Below are 14,115 nucleotides of genomic sequence, written 5' to 3'. Positions count from 1 at the left end.
GCAGGAGTGGCCGCACGACAACGACGAGGTGCGCAGCAGCACTGTCACCTACCACAACGGTGGCAGCGCTCCGGTGACCCTGAGCCTCGGGCTGAGCACCGACGCACCGGCCGGGATCTTCTCCCTGGACGCTGACACGGTGACCGTGCCGGCCGGCGGGCAGGCCTCGGTGACGCTGACCGCCGACACCCGCCAGGGCGGTGACGTGACCGGCGGCCTCGGCGGCCAGCTCACCGCGACCGCGGCGGGCGTCTCGGTGCAGACCCCCTTCGGCGTGGTACGCGAGGAGCTCAAGTACCCGGTGAAGGTCACCGCGACCGAACGCGGCGGCGCCCCGGCCGAGGGCGCGTTCACGGTGTTCCTGCGCAAGGACTGGAGCCGGAGTTACATAACCTTCGGCGCGAGCAGCGACCTGCGCCTGCCTCCGGGCGACTACTTCGCGTTCAGTTGGGTCGACGAGGAGAACGGGGGCAGCTACAGCACCTCGCAGCTGATGTATCCGAAGCTGAAGGTCAGCGGGCCGACGACGGTCTCGATGGACGCCCGTGGGGCGAAGGGCTTCGACGTCACGGTGCCGGACCCGACTGCGATGCCATTGCTGGCGTCGTTCGACGCGCGGTATGTCGAGGGCAAGGACTTCGACATGGGTGTCGGGGTCGGGAGCGGCGACTTTGCCTCGATCTTCAGCAAGCTGATCGGGCCCAAGCCGGCGAAGGGCCTGAGCTCGCAGCTCAGCGGCACCCTGGCCAAGGTCGACGAGGAGGGTGACCTGTCCGGCACCCCGTACGTCTACAACGTGGGCTGGTTCAGCAAGAACGACCTGCTCGGCGGCCTGGTCAAGCACCTGAAGCCGAAGGACTTCGCCACGGTGCGGTCCTCGCACGCGGCGGTGGTGCCGGGCAGCGCCGGCGTGAAGTTTTCCTTCTTCGCACCACCGGGCGGCGGCGGCGGCTGGGCGATCGGCTGGGAGACCCTGCTTCCGTTCACCCGCACCGAGTTCTACACGGGTGACACGCCTTGGCAGACCGAGTTGATCGTGGAGATGCCGACCGACGGCGACGACTGGCCGGAGACGCTGTCCGACAACGGCGCGTTGACCACCTACAAGGCCGGGCGCACCTATCAGGAACAGTGGAACAAGGGTGTGTTCGGGCCGAGCGTGGCGCCGTTCTTCCCCGGCGACGTGCCGGCAGGGCGTGAGGGCGACCTCATGTACATCTCCCCCGGCCTGCTCGGCGACGGTCAGGGACGAGCCGGCTACGGGCAGATCACCTCGGGGCACGGGGCGCTCTACCGCAACGGCAAGTTGATCGCCGAGTCCAACGAGGGTCCGGGCGTCTATACCGAAGACGTGGCCCCGGGCGCGGCGACGTTCCGCTTCGACGGCAGCCTGGAACGCGACGCGCGCCTGACCACCAAGCTGTCGGTGAGCTGGACGTTCAAGTCGGCGTCTGCCAAGAAACCCCAGTCGCTGCCGCTGACCGCGGTCAGCTTCGCGCCGCCGCTCGACGACCACAACGTCGGCAAGGCCGGCAGCACGGTCGCATACCCGGTGACGCTCACCCAGACCGACGGCTCGGGAAAGGTGAACAAGCTGACCGTGCAGGTGTCCTACGACGACGGTAAGACCTGGAAGAACGCCACGGTGTCGAACCACGGCGGGTCGTGGCAGGTGCAGGTGACCCACCCGAAGACGGGCGGCTTCGTCTCGCTGAAGGCCTCGGGCGCGGACACGAAGGGCAACACCTTCGACCAGACCGTCATCCGGGCGTACGAGCTGCGCTGATCATGGGATGAGGGGCCCCGGCGACCACGCCGGGGCCCCTTCTCTTCGGCACCGTCAGTCCAGACCGCGCTTGCCCGGTGCCCAGAAGGCCTTGACCGCGACTGCGGACCGTGGCCAGCCCCGCTCGGCCGTGAGGTGATGGCGTACCGCCTGACAGGTGCGGGCCTCCCCGGCGACGTAGGCGGCACCAGATTCGGCGGGCAGGTCGAGTGCGCGGAGAGCGGCAACCACCGGGGCCGGCCCAGTGCGGTGGGCCCAGTGGATGTCGCCGGTTCGGGGCAGCGGCAAACGGTCGTCCGGCCCCTCGACCTCGATGGCCGCGTAGGTGCGCGCGGAGACGGGCAGGGCACGCAGCATGGCGCCGAAGGCCACGCCAGCCGTCTCGTCGCCCACGAACAGGTGGTACGGCGCGCCGTCGCGCAGCAGCAACCGCCCCTGCGGACGCGTGAACGACACCGGCTGGCCGGCGCGAACCTGCCGCGACCAGCGTGCCCCCGGGCCCGCTCCGGGGTGATCGAGGACGCAGAGGTCCAGGTGCCGGCCGTCGGCAAAGTCCCACACGGAGTAGGAACGAAGGGTCAGGGCGTCGACGCGCACCCGGACGTGCTGGCCGGGTGTCCAGTCCAGACCGCGCAATGACTCGCCGGTGACTCGGATTCGGCGCATCCGCGTGGTGATGTTCTCGACCTCGTCGACCGTCGCGCGTACCAGGAAGCGATCCAGCAGCATCGCGAACGGCAGACGTTTCGGTTTGCTCATGCGCCTCACCGTGCAGGTTAATGTGCACATGAAGTCAAACGGCGGTTGGACCATCGGCGAGTTGGCGCACCGGTTCGGGCTGGCCACCCATGTACTGCGGCACTGGGAGAGCGTGGGCCTGCTCGCGCCGGGTCGGGACGGTGGCGGGCAGCGCCGCTACGGCGACGCCGACCTGGTGCGCGTGGCGATGATCCTGATGGGCAAGGAGGCCGGATTCGGTCTGCGGGAGCTGCGCACCCTGTTGGGCACGGACAATCCGATGGACCACCCGGAGCTGCTGCGCCGGCACGTGGTGGACCTGCAGGAGCGGATCGACCGGGCAACGGCCGCGAAGGAGCTCATCGAGCACGCCCTGGCCTGCCCGTCGCGGTTCGACGAGTGCCCGCACGCCCGGGAGCAGGTCGCGGCCCGAATTCCGCCCCCGTGATCCGCTCCGCGGTCGGTCAGTCTCGGCTGGCCGCCCGGCCGATCGCCGCCTCCACCCCGCCGATCCGATCGGCAAGCAGGCCGAGCGCGCCCACCGCCCGTTCCACCGGGTCGTCCGAGGCACCACCGAGGGCCCGGGCCCGCTGGAATCCCGCCTTCACCTCGGCCCAGCGCCGTGCCTGCTCCGGCGTCAGCCGGCCGCGCAGCTCGGCGAGCTTGAGCAGGTTGGCCTCCGCACCGGCGGCCAGGGTCTGCGCCTCGGCCAGGTAGTGGTCGTCGATGACCGCCTCCAGTTCCTCGTCGGTGAGCACCGGGACGATCCGCTCGGCCAGCTTGTTCATGTTCCGGTACGAGCCTTGGAGTTGGAACGGCGGCTCGGTGCGGGAGTCGTCCGACTGGGCCGCCGAGGCGATGTACGCCCGGTTGTTGGCCAGCACCACCTGTTGCACCCGCAGCAGCTTGCGCAGCACCGCGACGATCTGCTCCAACTCAACGGTCGAGTAGGGGTGGGCGAGCTGGTCCGCCCGGACCGTGTCGTCGCCCCGGGCCAGGCGGACCAGTAGCTCGACGTCGCCCCGGTCCCGCCCGGCGAGCGGCGCCAGCACCGGGTTGGCGGTGAGCGCGTTCTCGATGTAGCTGAGCGCGAACACTTCCTCGCGGCCGGAGAGCACGTCGCCGAGGTTCCACACGTCGGCCCGGTTGGCGAGCATGTCGGGCACCCGGAACCGCTGCCCCGACTCGGTGTACGGGTTGCCGGCCATGCACACCGCGAACCGCTTGCCGCGCAGGTCGTACGTGCGCGACCGGCCATCCCAGACCCCCTCCATCCGGCGCTGCCCGTCGCAGAGCGGGATGAACTTCTGCAGCAGCTCCGGGGAGGTGTGCTGAATGTCGTCGAGGTGGAGCAGGACGTTGTTGCCCAGCTCCAGCGCGAAGGAGATTTTCTCCACCTCCTGCCGGGCGGTCGCGTCGGGTGCCTGTGCCGGGTCGAGCGAGGTGACCGCCGAACCCAGGGCCGGCCCGTCGACCCTGACGAAGATCAGGCCGAGCCGGCTGGCCACGTACTCCATCAGGGTGGTCTTGCCGTAGCCCGGCGGGGAGATCAGCAGGAGCAGGCCGGACTGGTCCACCCGCTTGGCGTCACCCGTCGCGCCGAGCTGCCGGGCCAGGTTGTCGCCGATCAACGGCAGATAGACCTCGTCGAGCAGGCGGTTGCGGACGAAGCCACTCATGACGTTCGGCCGGTACTCCGCCAGCCGCAGCCGGTCCCGTTCGGCGGCCACCAGCGCGTTGCGCCGGCGCTGGTAGTCCCGGTACGCCGGCACCAGCTCCGCGCGGAACCGCCGAGTGCGGGCCAGGGTCTCGTCCAGCCGCAGCGTGATCGTCGCCCGGTCGATGCGCGGGTGCGCGCCGAGCAGTCCGCCGACCGTGTCCGACATGGTTGCCGTTGCCTCCTGCCGGGGCAGCTGCGGGTCGCACAGCTCGACGGCGACCGCCTCCGGTAGGTCGTATCCGGACAGGGAGCCGTCGTCGGTGGCGAGGAACGCGCTCAGCCACGCCTCGACGAGCTGGTGCCGGCTGGCCAGGTCGCCGTCGAGCGCCCGCAGGTCGTCGTCGAACTCGCGGGCCGAGGGCGACCGTGGGCCACCCAGGGCGCGCCGGAACCGGTCGAGCAGGGCGCGCGCGCCGGCGGCGGTGGCGAAACCGAAGGGCTGCCGGGACAGCTCCTCGAAGAGGTACTCCCCGGCCAGGTCGGTCTCCCCGACCGGCCCGTGCAGCCCGGCGTCGCACAGGAACCGGCTGATTTCGGCGGCCAGCTCGGCGTGCAGGCGGTCGATCGCGTCACCGGCGGCTACACCGGGTTCGCTGGTGTCGGTGGCGGTCGGCGACAGCGGGCGGGCCGGGCGGCCGAACCGTTGCCGCGAACGCGCCAGCGAGGCGGCCCGGGCCGTCCAGGACCGCCGGGCCGGCTCGTCGGTGCCGAAGCGCCAGAACAGTTGCGCCGCGGCCCGGGTGGCGGGCGGGTAGCGCAGCAGCCCGGCGCCGGCGTGCAGGCGCAGCAGCGTCCGCAGGATCTCGGTGGCGTCGTGGTCGTGTACGCCGCTCTCGTAGCCCTCGTCGTAGCGGACCTCGGCGTGCTGGCGGACCAGCTTCCGCAGATCGTCCGGCTCGGCCGCCGCCGCGTGCAGCCCGGCCAGGGTGAGCCCGTCCCGGCCTGCCTCGGCGTCGGCCAGGATCGAGGTGGCCAGGTACTCCGCGCGATAGACCTGCGGCGACTCTGAGACCAGCGGCTGGTCCCAGAACCGGCGGGTGTGTTGGAAGTCCTCGTCCCGGATCGGGACGCGGTAGTCGGTGCCGGTCACCGCGACCGCCAACCGCCCGTCGTCCGGGACCACGGTCAGGTCGATCGGTTGGGTGTTGACCGCGAACCGGTGCCGGCCCAGGCGGATCGTCTCGCCGCCGTCGGCGTACAGGTCGGTTCGGTCGCGGAGGCCGCGCGCGGCCTCCTGGCGGGTGGCGCGGATCCGCCCGTCCAGCTCCTCGGCCCGGACCTGGTCGCCGAGGGTACGCAGCTCATCGACGACCGCGTGCAGCTTGCCCACCATCGGATCGGCCGCGAAGTAGGTGTTGATCTCGTCGAGCGACGCCAACGTGGTGACGCGGCGCCGCACGCTGACCAGGATGCGGTCCGCCGACGAGAGCAGCCGGTCGGCGCGGCGTGCCCGCTCGTCGAGCAGCGCCTGCTTGCGTGACGAGAACGCCTCGTAGATCTCGGTCCGGCGGGTGGCCAGCTCGGTGAGGAAGTCGTCGAACTCGGCGAACCGTGATTCCAGGTCCTCCACCCGCAGCAGCAGGCGGCCGAGCTGCTCGTCGCAGCGCTCGGTGGTGTCCGCCGCCGCCAGCGCCCCGGTCACCGCCTGACCGAGCAGCGCGAACTCGGCAGCGAATCCCGCCCTGCCCTCGGTCTCCCGCAGCGTGCGGCTGCGGTTGTCGAGCGTGGCCCGGGCCCGGTTCACTGCGCCGAGGACCTCACCGACGCGGGCCAGGATGCCGGTGCGGACGGTCGCGTCGGCGATGTCCAGCCCGCCGACCACGTCGGTGATGGTTTGCAGGCCCTCGGCGCGTTCGGTCAGCGCATCCCGGACCGGCGCGGCCTCGGCCACAGTGCCGATCCCGGCAGCCTGCCCGGCGAGCCGGTCCACCTCCTGTTGGTAGCCGGCCAGCGCGTCGGCCCGGCGCAGGAACTCCACCGCCCTGCGGCCGGCGACGGCCAACTCCTCGTCGAGCCGCGCGGCCAGCTCGTCGACCCGCCCGTGGTCGACGTACCGCAGCTCCCGCAGGGTCTCCAGGTGGCCGCGCGCCTGACGCAGCCCGCCCAGCTGCGTCACCCAGTCGTCGGCGGAGAGCGGCGCCTCGCCGCGGGCGCGGCGGGCCAGGGAGGCGATCCGGGTCTCGCTGTCGTCCACCGCGCCGCGCGCCTGTTCGGTCAGCGCCCGGACCGTCTCGTACTCGTCGAGGACCGCGACGGCGGTGCGCCGCAGCTCAGCCAGCGGGGCCAGCAGATCGCCGAGGGCGGGGTCGCCGAGCCAGGGGTGGTGGTCCGCGATCCGGGCGCAGGCGGCGATCAGTGCCTCGTAGACCCCGGACGTCGGGGCGGTGCCGTCGACCATCCGGGCTACCGAGAGGCAGTCGGAGATGCTTCGGACGAGATCCGCGTTGCCGACCCGTTCCAGCGGGCCGGTTCCGGCCGGCTGGGCGGCGGCGTACGCGTCCGAGACGTACGGCGTCTGCCAGATCTGCATCGGGTGGACCCGGGTCGGCTCCGCCGAGGTGGCCCGGAACACCACGAGCGTGCCGTCGTCGAAGAGGGCGAAGCCGTGGCACGGGATCGGTGCCGCCACCTCCTTGCGGATGGCGTTGTACGGCAGCAGCAGCGAGCGTCCCTCGGCCCGGGCGTGGAAGACGTAGAGGACGTCCTCCCCGTTGGGCGAACGGACGGCCCGTTCGAATTCCAGGTTGGAGACGTCGGTGTCGAAGGTACGGGTGACCCCGGTGGCCAGGTGGTAGCCGCCCGGGAAGATGATCCCGTGGTCCTCGGGCAGCCGCTGGCAGGCCGGCCCGATCCCGTCGAGTCGGACCACCTTGCGGGTCAGCGTGTTGAAGACCAGGTGCCGCCACTCGGTCTCCTTGTAGGGCCGGATCCGCAGCAGAATCAGCGGGCCGACCCGCGCCCAGCCGACCTCGGCGTCGGCCAGGCTCTGCAACGGCTCGTCCACCGGCTCGCTGTAGATGCCCTCGCCGGTCTCGGTGTTGTTCTCCACCTTGACCGTCAGGGTGCCGCCGATCGTCTCGACGAAGACCTCGTTCTGAATGGAGATGTGCGGGTGCCGGCCCGGGACGTGGTCGTCCCGGGTGGTCTCGATCCACTCGAAGTCGTGCGTCGGTGGGAAGACGTGCTCCCGCTCCCCCTGGTTGTCGAGGTAGTCGACGCTGCCGTCGGTGCCGATCCGCCAGCGCAGCACCCGAATGTCGTCGGTCCGCGGGCCGGTCTTGAACACCGCGAGCAGCCGCCCGTCGAGGTGACGCAGCTGCAGCAGGCAGGTCTGCCGGTAGTAGCGGTACAGCTCGCCGAAGTCGCGCAGGAACCGCGGGTCGCGCAGCAGCCCGGGCAACTCGTTCGGGCCGGCCGCGTCGAACCGGAACACGTCCCCGTCGGCGCCGGCCTCCCGGGTGAAGGTGTGCAGCGAGAAGACGTCGTCGACCGTCGTCTCCGGTTTGAGACCGATGAAGACGTTGTAGCCGAAGAGCATCAGCCCGCCGACCGAGACGAGGTCTCGTGGCACACAGTTGTGCCCGGTCCGGATCCGCTCGGTGCCGAGCAGGCGCAACTCGGCGCTGCCAAACACCGCCAGCCGTCGGGTGTTCAGCGCCTCCGCCCGCCGGGTCAGCTCGGCGGCCTGCCCGGCGAGCCGGTTACGCAGCACCTCGTAGCTGCCGGCGTCGAGCCCCAGGTCGGCCGTGGTGCCGTCTCCCGCCGGGCTTCCGGTCCCGGCGCGGGCGGCGCCGGGACCGGTCACCGGCTCACTCACCGGCGCGCTGCCGTGCGCCGGCCAGGGCGGCCACAGGGGTGTCCGCCACGCCGAGGCGCTGCGCGGCCGTCAACAGTTCCTGGAGCTTGCCCTGGTTAGCGCCGCCGGCGCGCATCTGCTGCAGGAGGAACGCGGAAAGGGTGAGGTTCTGCACGTCGCCGCTGTGCAGCGAGCTGAGCATCCGGGTCAGGTCGTCGGTGAAGCTGGCGGTGCCGTCCCGCCACGGGCGGGTGAGGTCCCGGGCCACCTCCGAGTGGTTGACGAAGCCGTCCACGCTCTTGCCGAACGAGATCGAGTTGAGCAGGCGGTCGAAGAAGACGCTGTCCCCACCGACGATGTCGATGTTCGCCTGCTCCAGACCGGTCGAGATTAGCTTCGCCTGCGCCTCGGCGACCTGCCGCTGGGCGTCCAGCCCGGCGAGGCGTACCTCCTTCTCGAGCTCAAGCCGGAGCCGGTACTCCTCGTGCTCGCGGGTGGCGTCGTCCAGCGCGGCCATCGCGGCGGCCTTGTCGGTGAGGCCCTCGGCCTCGCCCTTCAGCTTCTCGCGTACCGCCTCGGCGGCGACCAGCGCCTTCTCCCGCTCGACGGCGGCCTCCGCACGGCCGACCTTCTCGACCGCCTCGGCGCCGCGCTCGCGGACCTGCACGTCGGCCAGGCCGGCGGCCGCGGCCTCGGCCTGCAGCCCCTCGGCCAGCCGAATCTTCGCCCGGGCGTCCAACTCGGCGGCCTGCTGCCGCGCCTCGGCCAGCACCAGTTCCTCGCGGGCCTTGAACTTGGCCGCCGCCTCGCCGGCCTCCGCGGCCTTGATGTCCTTGACGAGGTTCTCCTGGGCCTCGGCCTCGGCCTGGATCACCACCGCCTGGCGGGTACGCTCGGCCTCCTCGACCACCCGCAGGCGCTTGATGTTCTCCTCCTGCTCGGCGACGGTCTTCTCCACCGCGATCCGCTCGCGGATCACCTCGGCCATCGCCCGCTTCTCCGCCTCGACCTCCTTGTCCTTGGCGATCGTGCTCAGCTCGGTCTCCCGCTGCCGGCTGATCACCTCCAGCACGCGGTCCTTCTCGATCCGCTCGCTCTCGATCGCGATGACCCGCTCCCGGTTCTTCTCGGCGACCGCGATCTCCCGGGCCCGGTTCTCCTGCTGGACGCCCAACTGCTCCTCGGTACGGATGTTCGCCGTCTCGGACCGCAGCCGCTCCTCCGCCCGTACCCGGGTGATCTCCGCTTCCTCGCGGGCCCGCACCGTCTCGATCTCCCGGCGCTGCTTGGCCTCAGCGTCCGCCTGGCGCCGCTCCAGCTCCAGGATCGCCTCCCGGGCCTCGACGTTCTGGCGGGTGATTTCCTTCTCCTCGCTGCGCTGGAACTCGTTGGTCCGGACGTGTTCGATGGCGGTCAGCTCGGTGATCTTGCGGATGCCCTGGGCGTCGAGGATGTTCGCCGCGTCCAACTGGGACATCGGCGTCTGCTCCAGGTAGTCGATCGCAGCGTCCTCCAGGCTGTAGCCGTTGAGGTCGGTGCCGATCACCCGGATGATCTGGTCCCGGAACTCGTCGCGCTTGGTGTAGAGGTCGACGAAGTCGAGCTGCTTGCCGACCGTCTTGAGCGCCTCGGAGAACTTGGCGTTGAACAACTCCTGTAGGGTCGCCCGGTCGCTGGCCCGGCTGGTGCCGATCGCCTGGGCCACCTTGATCACGTCCTCGACCGTCTTGTTGACCCGGACGAAGAAGGTGATCCGGATGTCGGCCCGGATGTTGTCCCGGCAGATCAGCCCCTCGTTGCCGGTCCGGGCGATCTCGATGGTCTTGACCGAGATGTCCATGACCTCGGCCTTGTGCAGCACGGGCAGCACGACCGCGCCGGTGAACGTGACGTCGACCCGACGGACCTTCGACACGATCAACGCCTTGCCCTGTTCGACCTTCCGGAAAAGACGGCCGATCAGGAGGAACATGCCCAGGACGACGAGGAGAAGAACGGCGAGCAGTACGCCGATCCCGGTGGTGATGATATTCATGTTCGAGTTGGCGATGGCATCCATGATTGAGCACGCGGGACCGACCTGGAGGTAGGGGCGGACCGCGCATCCTCCTTTCAACGGGGGCAGCGTGGAACGAGTCAGATGATCCGGGGGTGTCCGTCAGGTCTCGAAGGCGAGGTCGGCGGGCGTCACCCAGAAGAACTCGCCCTCGACGTCGTAGTCGTAGATGAGCGCGGAACTGCCGGCCTGCAGCGGCTCGGCGCCGGGCTGACGCACCTGCACGATCGCGGTGGAGCCGTCGGCCGCGGCAACCTCCGCCTGACCGAAGTCGACGGTCACCCGGCCGGTGCGGATGGTGCAGAGGCTACCGACGAAGGCGTGCCGGCTGGCCTCCGTACCCGTCGGGAAGAGGTGACCCAGCGGGACAGCGGCCAGGCGGGTCACCAGCCAGGCGGCCGACGCGGCCACCAGCAGCACCCCGACCGACGCCCCGATCCGGGCAGCCGTGCCGAGGCCGAGCCCGTCGAGCAACGCGGTGCCCGCGAGGCTGACGAACCAGGCCACCGCGACAAGCAGCGAGAACACGACGGCGCTAGGCAACCCGCCGAACCCGAGGCCGGCGAGCATGCCGCCGGTCACCCCGTCGACGTCGAGGTCATCCCCGAGGTCCAGCACGCCGGTCAGCACCAGGAGCCAGTAACCGACCACGACCAGCAGCAGAAAGCTGAACAGCACGGTGGGAAAGGCGAGTGCCGCACCAAAGAAGTCGGCCACCATGCCCCCTCTCCGCACCCGGGCGAACCATGCGCCGATCGGCATGATGATCGTGACACGAGGTGTCAACGGCTTCAACAGCGGACGCGCCGGTCGACCGCGCGGCCAAGGCCCTAGAGATATTAGTAAAGGTTCCTAATAATAGACTGATGAACAGTCTTCGATACCTCTTCGCGGCGTCGGTGACGGCTCTGGCCGTCGTGGCGGGCGTGGTCGTCGACGCTACCCCCGCCGCCGCGGCCAACCTGCTGGGCAACCCGGGCTTCGAATCGGGCGTGCTCGCACCATGGACCTGCAGCCTCGGCTCGGTCGTCACCACGCCCGTGCACACCGGCACGAAAGCGCTGCAGGGCGCGGCGTCGGCCTCCGACACCGCCCAATGCACGCAGACCGTCGCCGTGCTGCCCAACACGGCGTACAGCCTCACCGGGTGGGTCCGCGGAAGCTACGTGTACCTCGGCATCACCGGCGGGGCGTCGACGTGGACGCCGAGCGCGGCGAACTACACGCAGCTGACCGTGAACTTCACGACGGCGGCCAACCAGACCAGCGTCCAGGTCTACACCCACGGCTGGTACGGCCAGGGCACGTACTTCGCCGACGACATCTCGCTCGACGGTCCGGGCGGCGCCTCGCCGCCCGGGGCACCCGGCACCCGGCACCCCGAGCGTGGGCTCGATCACGAACACGTCGGTAGCGCTGTCCTGGGGCGCGTCGAGCGGGACCGTGACCGGCTACCGCGTCTACGAAGGCACCACCGTCCGGGCCGACACGACCGCGACGAACGCCACGATCACCGGCCTGGCCACCTGCTCGACTCACACGTACGCCGTGGCGGCGTACAACGCCAACGGTGAGTCGGCGAGGTCTGGCACGGTCACCATCACCACGACCGGCTGCACGACGGCACCCGCGACCCCGTCGGGCCTGACCGTCGCGGGCACCACGAACACGTCGATCTCGGTGCAGTGGAACGCCTCCAGCGGTGCGACCGGGTACCGCGTCTACGAAGGCACGGCCCAGGTCGCCACGGGAACCGGCACCACCGCGACGGTCAGCGGGCTGGCCACCTGCTCGACCCACTCGTACACCGTCACGGCGTACAACGGAAATGGTGAGTCGGCCAAGAGCGGCGCGGTGAGCGGGACCACGACGGGATGCGGCAACACCGGGCTACCCAAGCACGCGCTGATCGGCTACCTGCACGCGAGCTTCGCGAACGGCAGCGGCTACCTGCGGCTGGCCGACGTGCCGGCAGCGTGGGACATCATCAACCTGTCCTTCGGCGAGCCGACATCGGTGACCTCCGGCGATATCCGGTTCAACCGGTGCCCGGCGGCCGAATGCCCGAACGTGGAAAGTGACACCGACTTCATCGCGGCCATCCGCGCGAAGCAGGCGCAGGGCAAGAAGATCCTGCTGTCGATCGGCGGCCAGAACGGCCAGGTGCAGCTGAACACCACGGCCGCGCGGGACACGTTCGTCAGCTCGGTGAGCGCCATCATCGACCGTTACGGCCTCAACGGACTGGACGTGGACTTCGAGGGCCACTCGCTGACCCTCAATGCGGGCGACAACAACGTCGCCAGCCCGACCACCCCGGTCATCGTCAACCTCATCTCCGCCCTGAAGACCCTGAAAGCCCGCTACGGCAGCGGATTCGTGCTGACGATGGCCCCCGAGACGTTCTTCGTCCAGCTCGGATACCAGTTCTACGGCGGCAACTGCGGTGGCTGCGACCGGCGGGCCGGCGCGTACCTGCCCGTCATCTACGCCCTGCGCAACGACATCACGATCCTGCACGTCCAGGATTACAACTCCGGGCCCATCATGGGCCTGGACAACCAGTACCACACCATGGGCGGCGCGGACTTCCACATCGCCATGACCGACATGCTCGCCGCCGGCTTCCCGGTAGCGGGCACCGGCTTCACGTTCCCCGCCCTCCGCCAGGAGCAGATCGCGTTCGGCACCCCCGCCGCGGTCAGCGCCGGCAACGGTTTCACCTCGCCCGCGGCGGTCCAGGCCGCCCTCAACTGCCTGGTCCGCGGCACATCCTGCGGGGGGTACGCCCTACGGGGCGGCACGTCACCGAGTCTGCGCGGCCTTATGACCTGGTCCATCAATTGGGACCGATACTACGGCTGGGAGTTCATGAACAGCCATAAGCCCTTCCTGAACGCCCTCCCCTACAGCGTGTCTCATAAGTCGGTTGGGTCATGAGACACCGCCCTTCTCGGGCGTCCCTGCCGTCACGGGTGTTCGTGGCGGTGGGGTTCCTCCGTCGTCGGGGCTGGTTTCACCGGCGCGTGGGGCGTCGGCCAGAGCCGTCCCCTCGGGAGGCGTTGGTGACCGGGCCTCGTGCTTCGGGGTCCCGGGTCTGTGGCGACGATCTTGACCCGCCTTCACGCCACCAGCTCCTCGCTCAGGGCCCAGAGACGCGCCGCGGCCTCGGGGTCGCGCGCCAGGGAGCTCGGCTCGATCTGCTTGCCGCGGAAGAAGTAGCCTCCGGTGACCTCGGCCGCCTCCGGGGCGCTGGCCAGGTAGACCGGGGTGGCCGCGCCGGCCTGGACGGTACCCATGAAGGGCTTGGCGGCCCCGACAAGCAGCTTGGCGACGCCGCGGACCTCGCGGCCCAACTGGGTGCGGACGAGGCCGGGGTGCAGGCAGTTGGCGACCACGCCGGTGCCGGTCAGGCGCTTGGCCAGCTCGACTGTGAACAGGATGTTCGCCAGTTTCGACAACGGGTAGCTCGGCTCGCCGCGGGCCAGATCGTCCCACGGGATCTGCTTGACCGAGCTGTGCACATTGGACGACACCGTGATCACGCGGGCCGGCGCGCTGCCCACCAGCCGGTCCCGCAGCAGGCTGGTCAGCAGAAACGGCGCCAGATGGTTGACGGCGAACATGGTCTCGTAGCCATCGACGGTGAACTGCTGCCTGAGCATGATCACACCGGCGTTGTTGTCGAGCACGTCAAGCCGGTGGTACCTCTCCAGCACCTCGGCGGCCAGCCGGCGCACTTCGGCCAGGCTCGACATGTCGGCCGTCAGGAGATCCACCTCGGCGCTGGGCGCCCGATGCCGGATCTCCTTGACGGCCGCTCGCCCTCGCTCGGCGTCGCGCCCGACGACGATCACGGTGGCCCCCAGCTCAGCCAACCGCGCCGCCGTCTCCCGACCAATTCCGCTGGTCCCGCCGGTCACCAGGCACACCTTGCCGGCCATTGTGGTCATCGATCCTCCCGGATGCACTTGCCGCAGCGCCATTCTCTCCGCGGCGACGCCTCGGATACCAGCCAG

At 70.3% G+C, this 14,115-nt stretch carries 7 protein-coding genes and 2 pseudogenes; 4 read left to right on the top strand and 5 right to left on the bottom strand.

Annotated elements, in window-relative coordinates:
* Window positions 1–1,786: pseudogene (locus ABZ671_RS22545) on the top strand (hypothetical protein); the annotation flags it as partial.
* Between the two features lie 54 nt (window positions 1,787–1,840).
* Here the strand turns inward: ABZ671_RS22545 and ABZ671_RS22540 are convergent.
* A complete protein-coding gene (locus ABZ671_RS22540; protein WP_357861400.1) occupies window positions 1,841–2,545 on the bottom strand; it encodes a siderophore-interacting protein in 705 nt (234 codons plus the stop codon).
* On the opposite strand from ABZ671_RS22540, the gene ABZ671_RS22535 reads away from it, so the two are divergent.
* Window positions 2,544–2,972, top strand: a complete 429-nt coding sequence (locus ABZ671_RS22535) for a MerR family transcriptional regulator (protein ID WP_357861397.1) — start codon at window positions 2,544–2,546, stop codon at window positions 2,970–2,972. The two genes, ABZ671_RS22540 and ABZ671_RS22535, sit on opposite strands and share 2 nt — an antisense overlap.
* Before the next feature lie 16 nt (window positions 2,973–2,988).
* Here the strand turns inward: ABZ671_RS22535 and ABZ671_RS22530 are convergent, their stop codons facing one another.
* The 3 genes from ABZ671_RS22530 to ABZ671_RS22520 form a co-directional block, all read right to left on the bottom strand.
* The gene (locus ABZ671_RS22530; protein WP_357861393.1) at window positions 2,989–8,061 is read right to left on the bottom strand and encodes a DNA repair ATPase; all 5,073 of its coding nucleotides are present in this window, start codon (window positions 8,059–8,061) and stop codon (window positions 2,989–2,991) included.
* Window positions 8,054–10,075 carry a flotillin family protein gene (locus ABZ671_RS22525; protein WP_357861390.1) on the bottom strand — a complete coding sequence of 674 codons (2,022 nt, stop codon included), beginning with the start codon at window positions 10,073–10,075 and terminating at the stop codon, window positions 8,054–8,056. The genes ABZ671_RS22530 and ABZ671_RS22525 overlap by 8 nt, the downstream gene beginning before the upstream one ends.
* A 123-nt stretch (window positions 10,076–10,198) precedes the next feature.
* Window positions 10,199–10,816 carry a hypothetical protein gene (locus ABZ671_RS22520; protein WP_357861387.1) on the bottom strand — a complete coding sequence of 206 codons (618 nt, stop codon included), beginning with the start codon at window positions 10,814–10,816 and terminating at the stop codon, window positions 10,199–10,201.
* A gap of 146 nt (window positions 10,817–10,962) precedes the next feature.
* Between ABZ671_RS22520 and ABZ671_RS22515 the strand changes: the two are divergent.
* Window positions 10,963–11,328: pseudogene (locus tag ABZ671_RS22515) on the top strand (carbohydrate binding domain-containing protein); the annotation flags it as partial.
* Window positions 11,329–11,482: 154 nt separating this feature from the next.
* On the top strand, window positions 11,483–13,036 hold the full coding sequence (locus ABZ671_RS22510; protein WP_357861384.1) for a glycosyl hydrolase family 18 protein: 1,554 nt from the start codon (window positions 11,483–11,485) through the stop codon (window positions 13,034–13,036).
* 182 nt (window positions 13,037–13,218) lie between these two features.
* On the opposite strand, the gene ABZ671_RS22505 is transcribed toward ABZ671_RS22510, so the two are convergent.
* Window positions 13,219–14,049 carry an SDR family oxidoreductase gene (locus tag ABZ671_RS22505; protein ID WP_357861381.1) on the bottom strand — a complete coding sequence of 277 codons (831 nt, stop codon included), beginning with the start codon at window positions 14,047–14,049 and terminating at the stop codon, window positions 13,219–13,221.
* Window positions 14,050–14,115: the final 66 nt, after the last annotated feature.

The sequence above is a fragment of the Micromonospora sp. NPDC006766 genome, assembly GCF_040636055.1.
Classification (GTDB): domain Bacteria; phylum Actinomycetota; class Actinomycetes; order Mycobacteriales; family Micromonosporaceae; genus Micromonospora.
This window is presented reverse-complemented; position numbering and strand designations above follow the sequence as displayed.

Bases quoted from the DNA above. Each gene is read 5' to 3' on its own strand.
- ABZ671_RS22520 (WP_357861387.1), bottom strand. From the start codon at position 10,816: ATGGTGGCCGACTTCTTTGGTGCGGCACTCGCCTTTCCCACCGTGCTG.
- ABZ671_RS22535 (WP_357861397.1), top strand. From the start codon at position 2,544: ATGCGCCTCACCGTGCAGGTTAATGTGCACATGAAGTCAAACGGCGGT.
- ABZ671_RS22505 (WP_357861381.1), bottom strand. From the start codon at position 14,049: ATGACCACAATGGCCGGCAAGGTGTGCCTGGTGACCGGCGGGACCAGC.
- ABZ671_RS22540 (WP_357861400.1), bottom strand. From the start codon at position 2,545: ATGAGCAAACCGAAACGTCTGCCGTTCGCGATGCTGCTGGATCGCTTC.
- ABZ671_RS22525 (WP_357861390.1), bottom strand. From the start codon at position 10,075: ATGAATATCATCACCACCGGGATCGGCGTACTGCTCGCCGTTCTTCTC.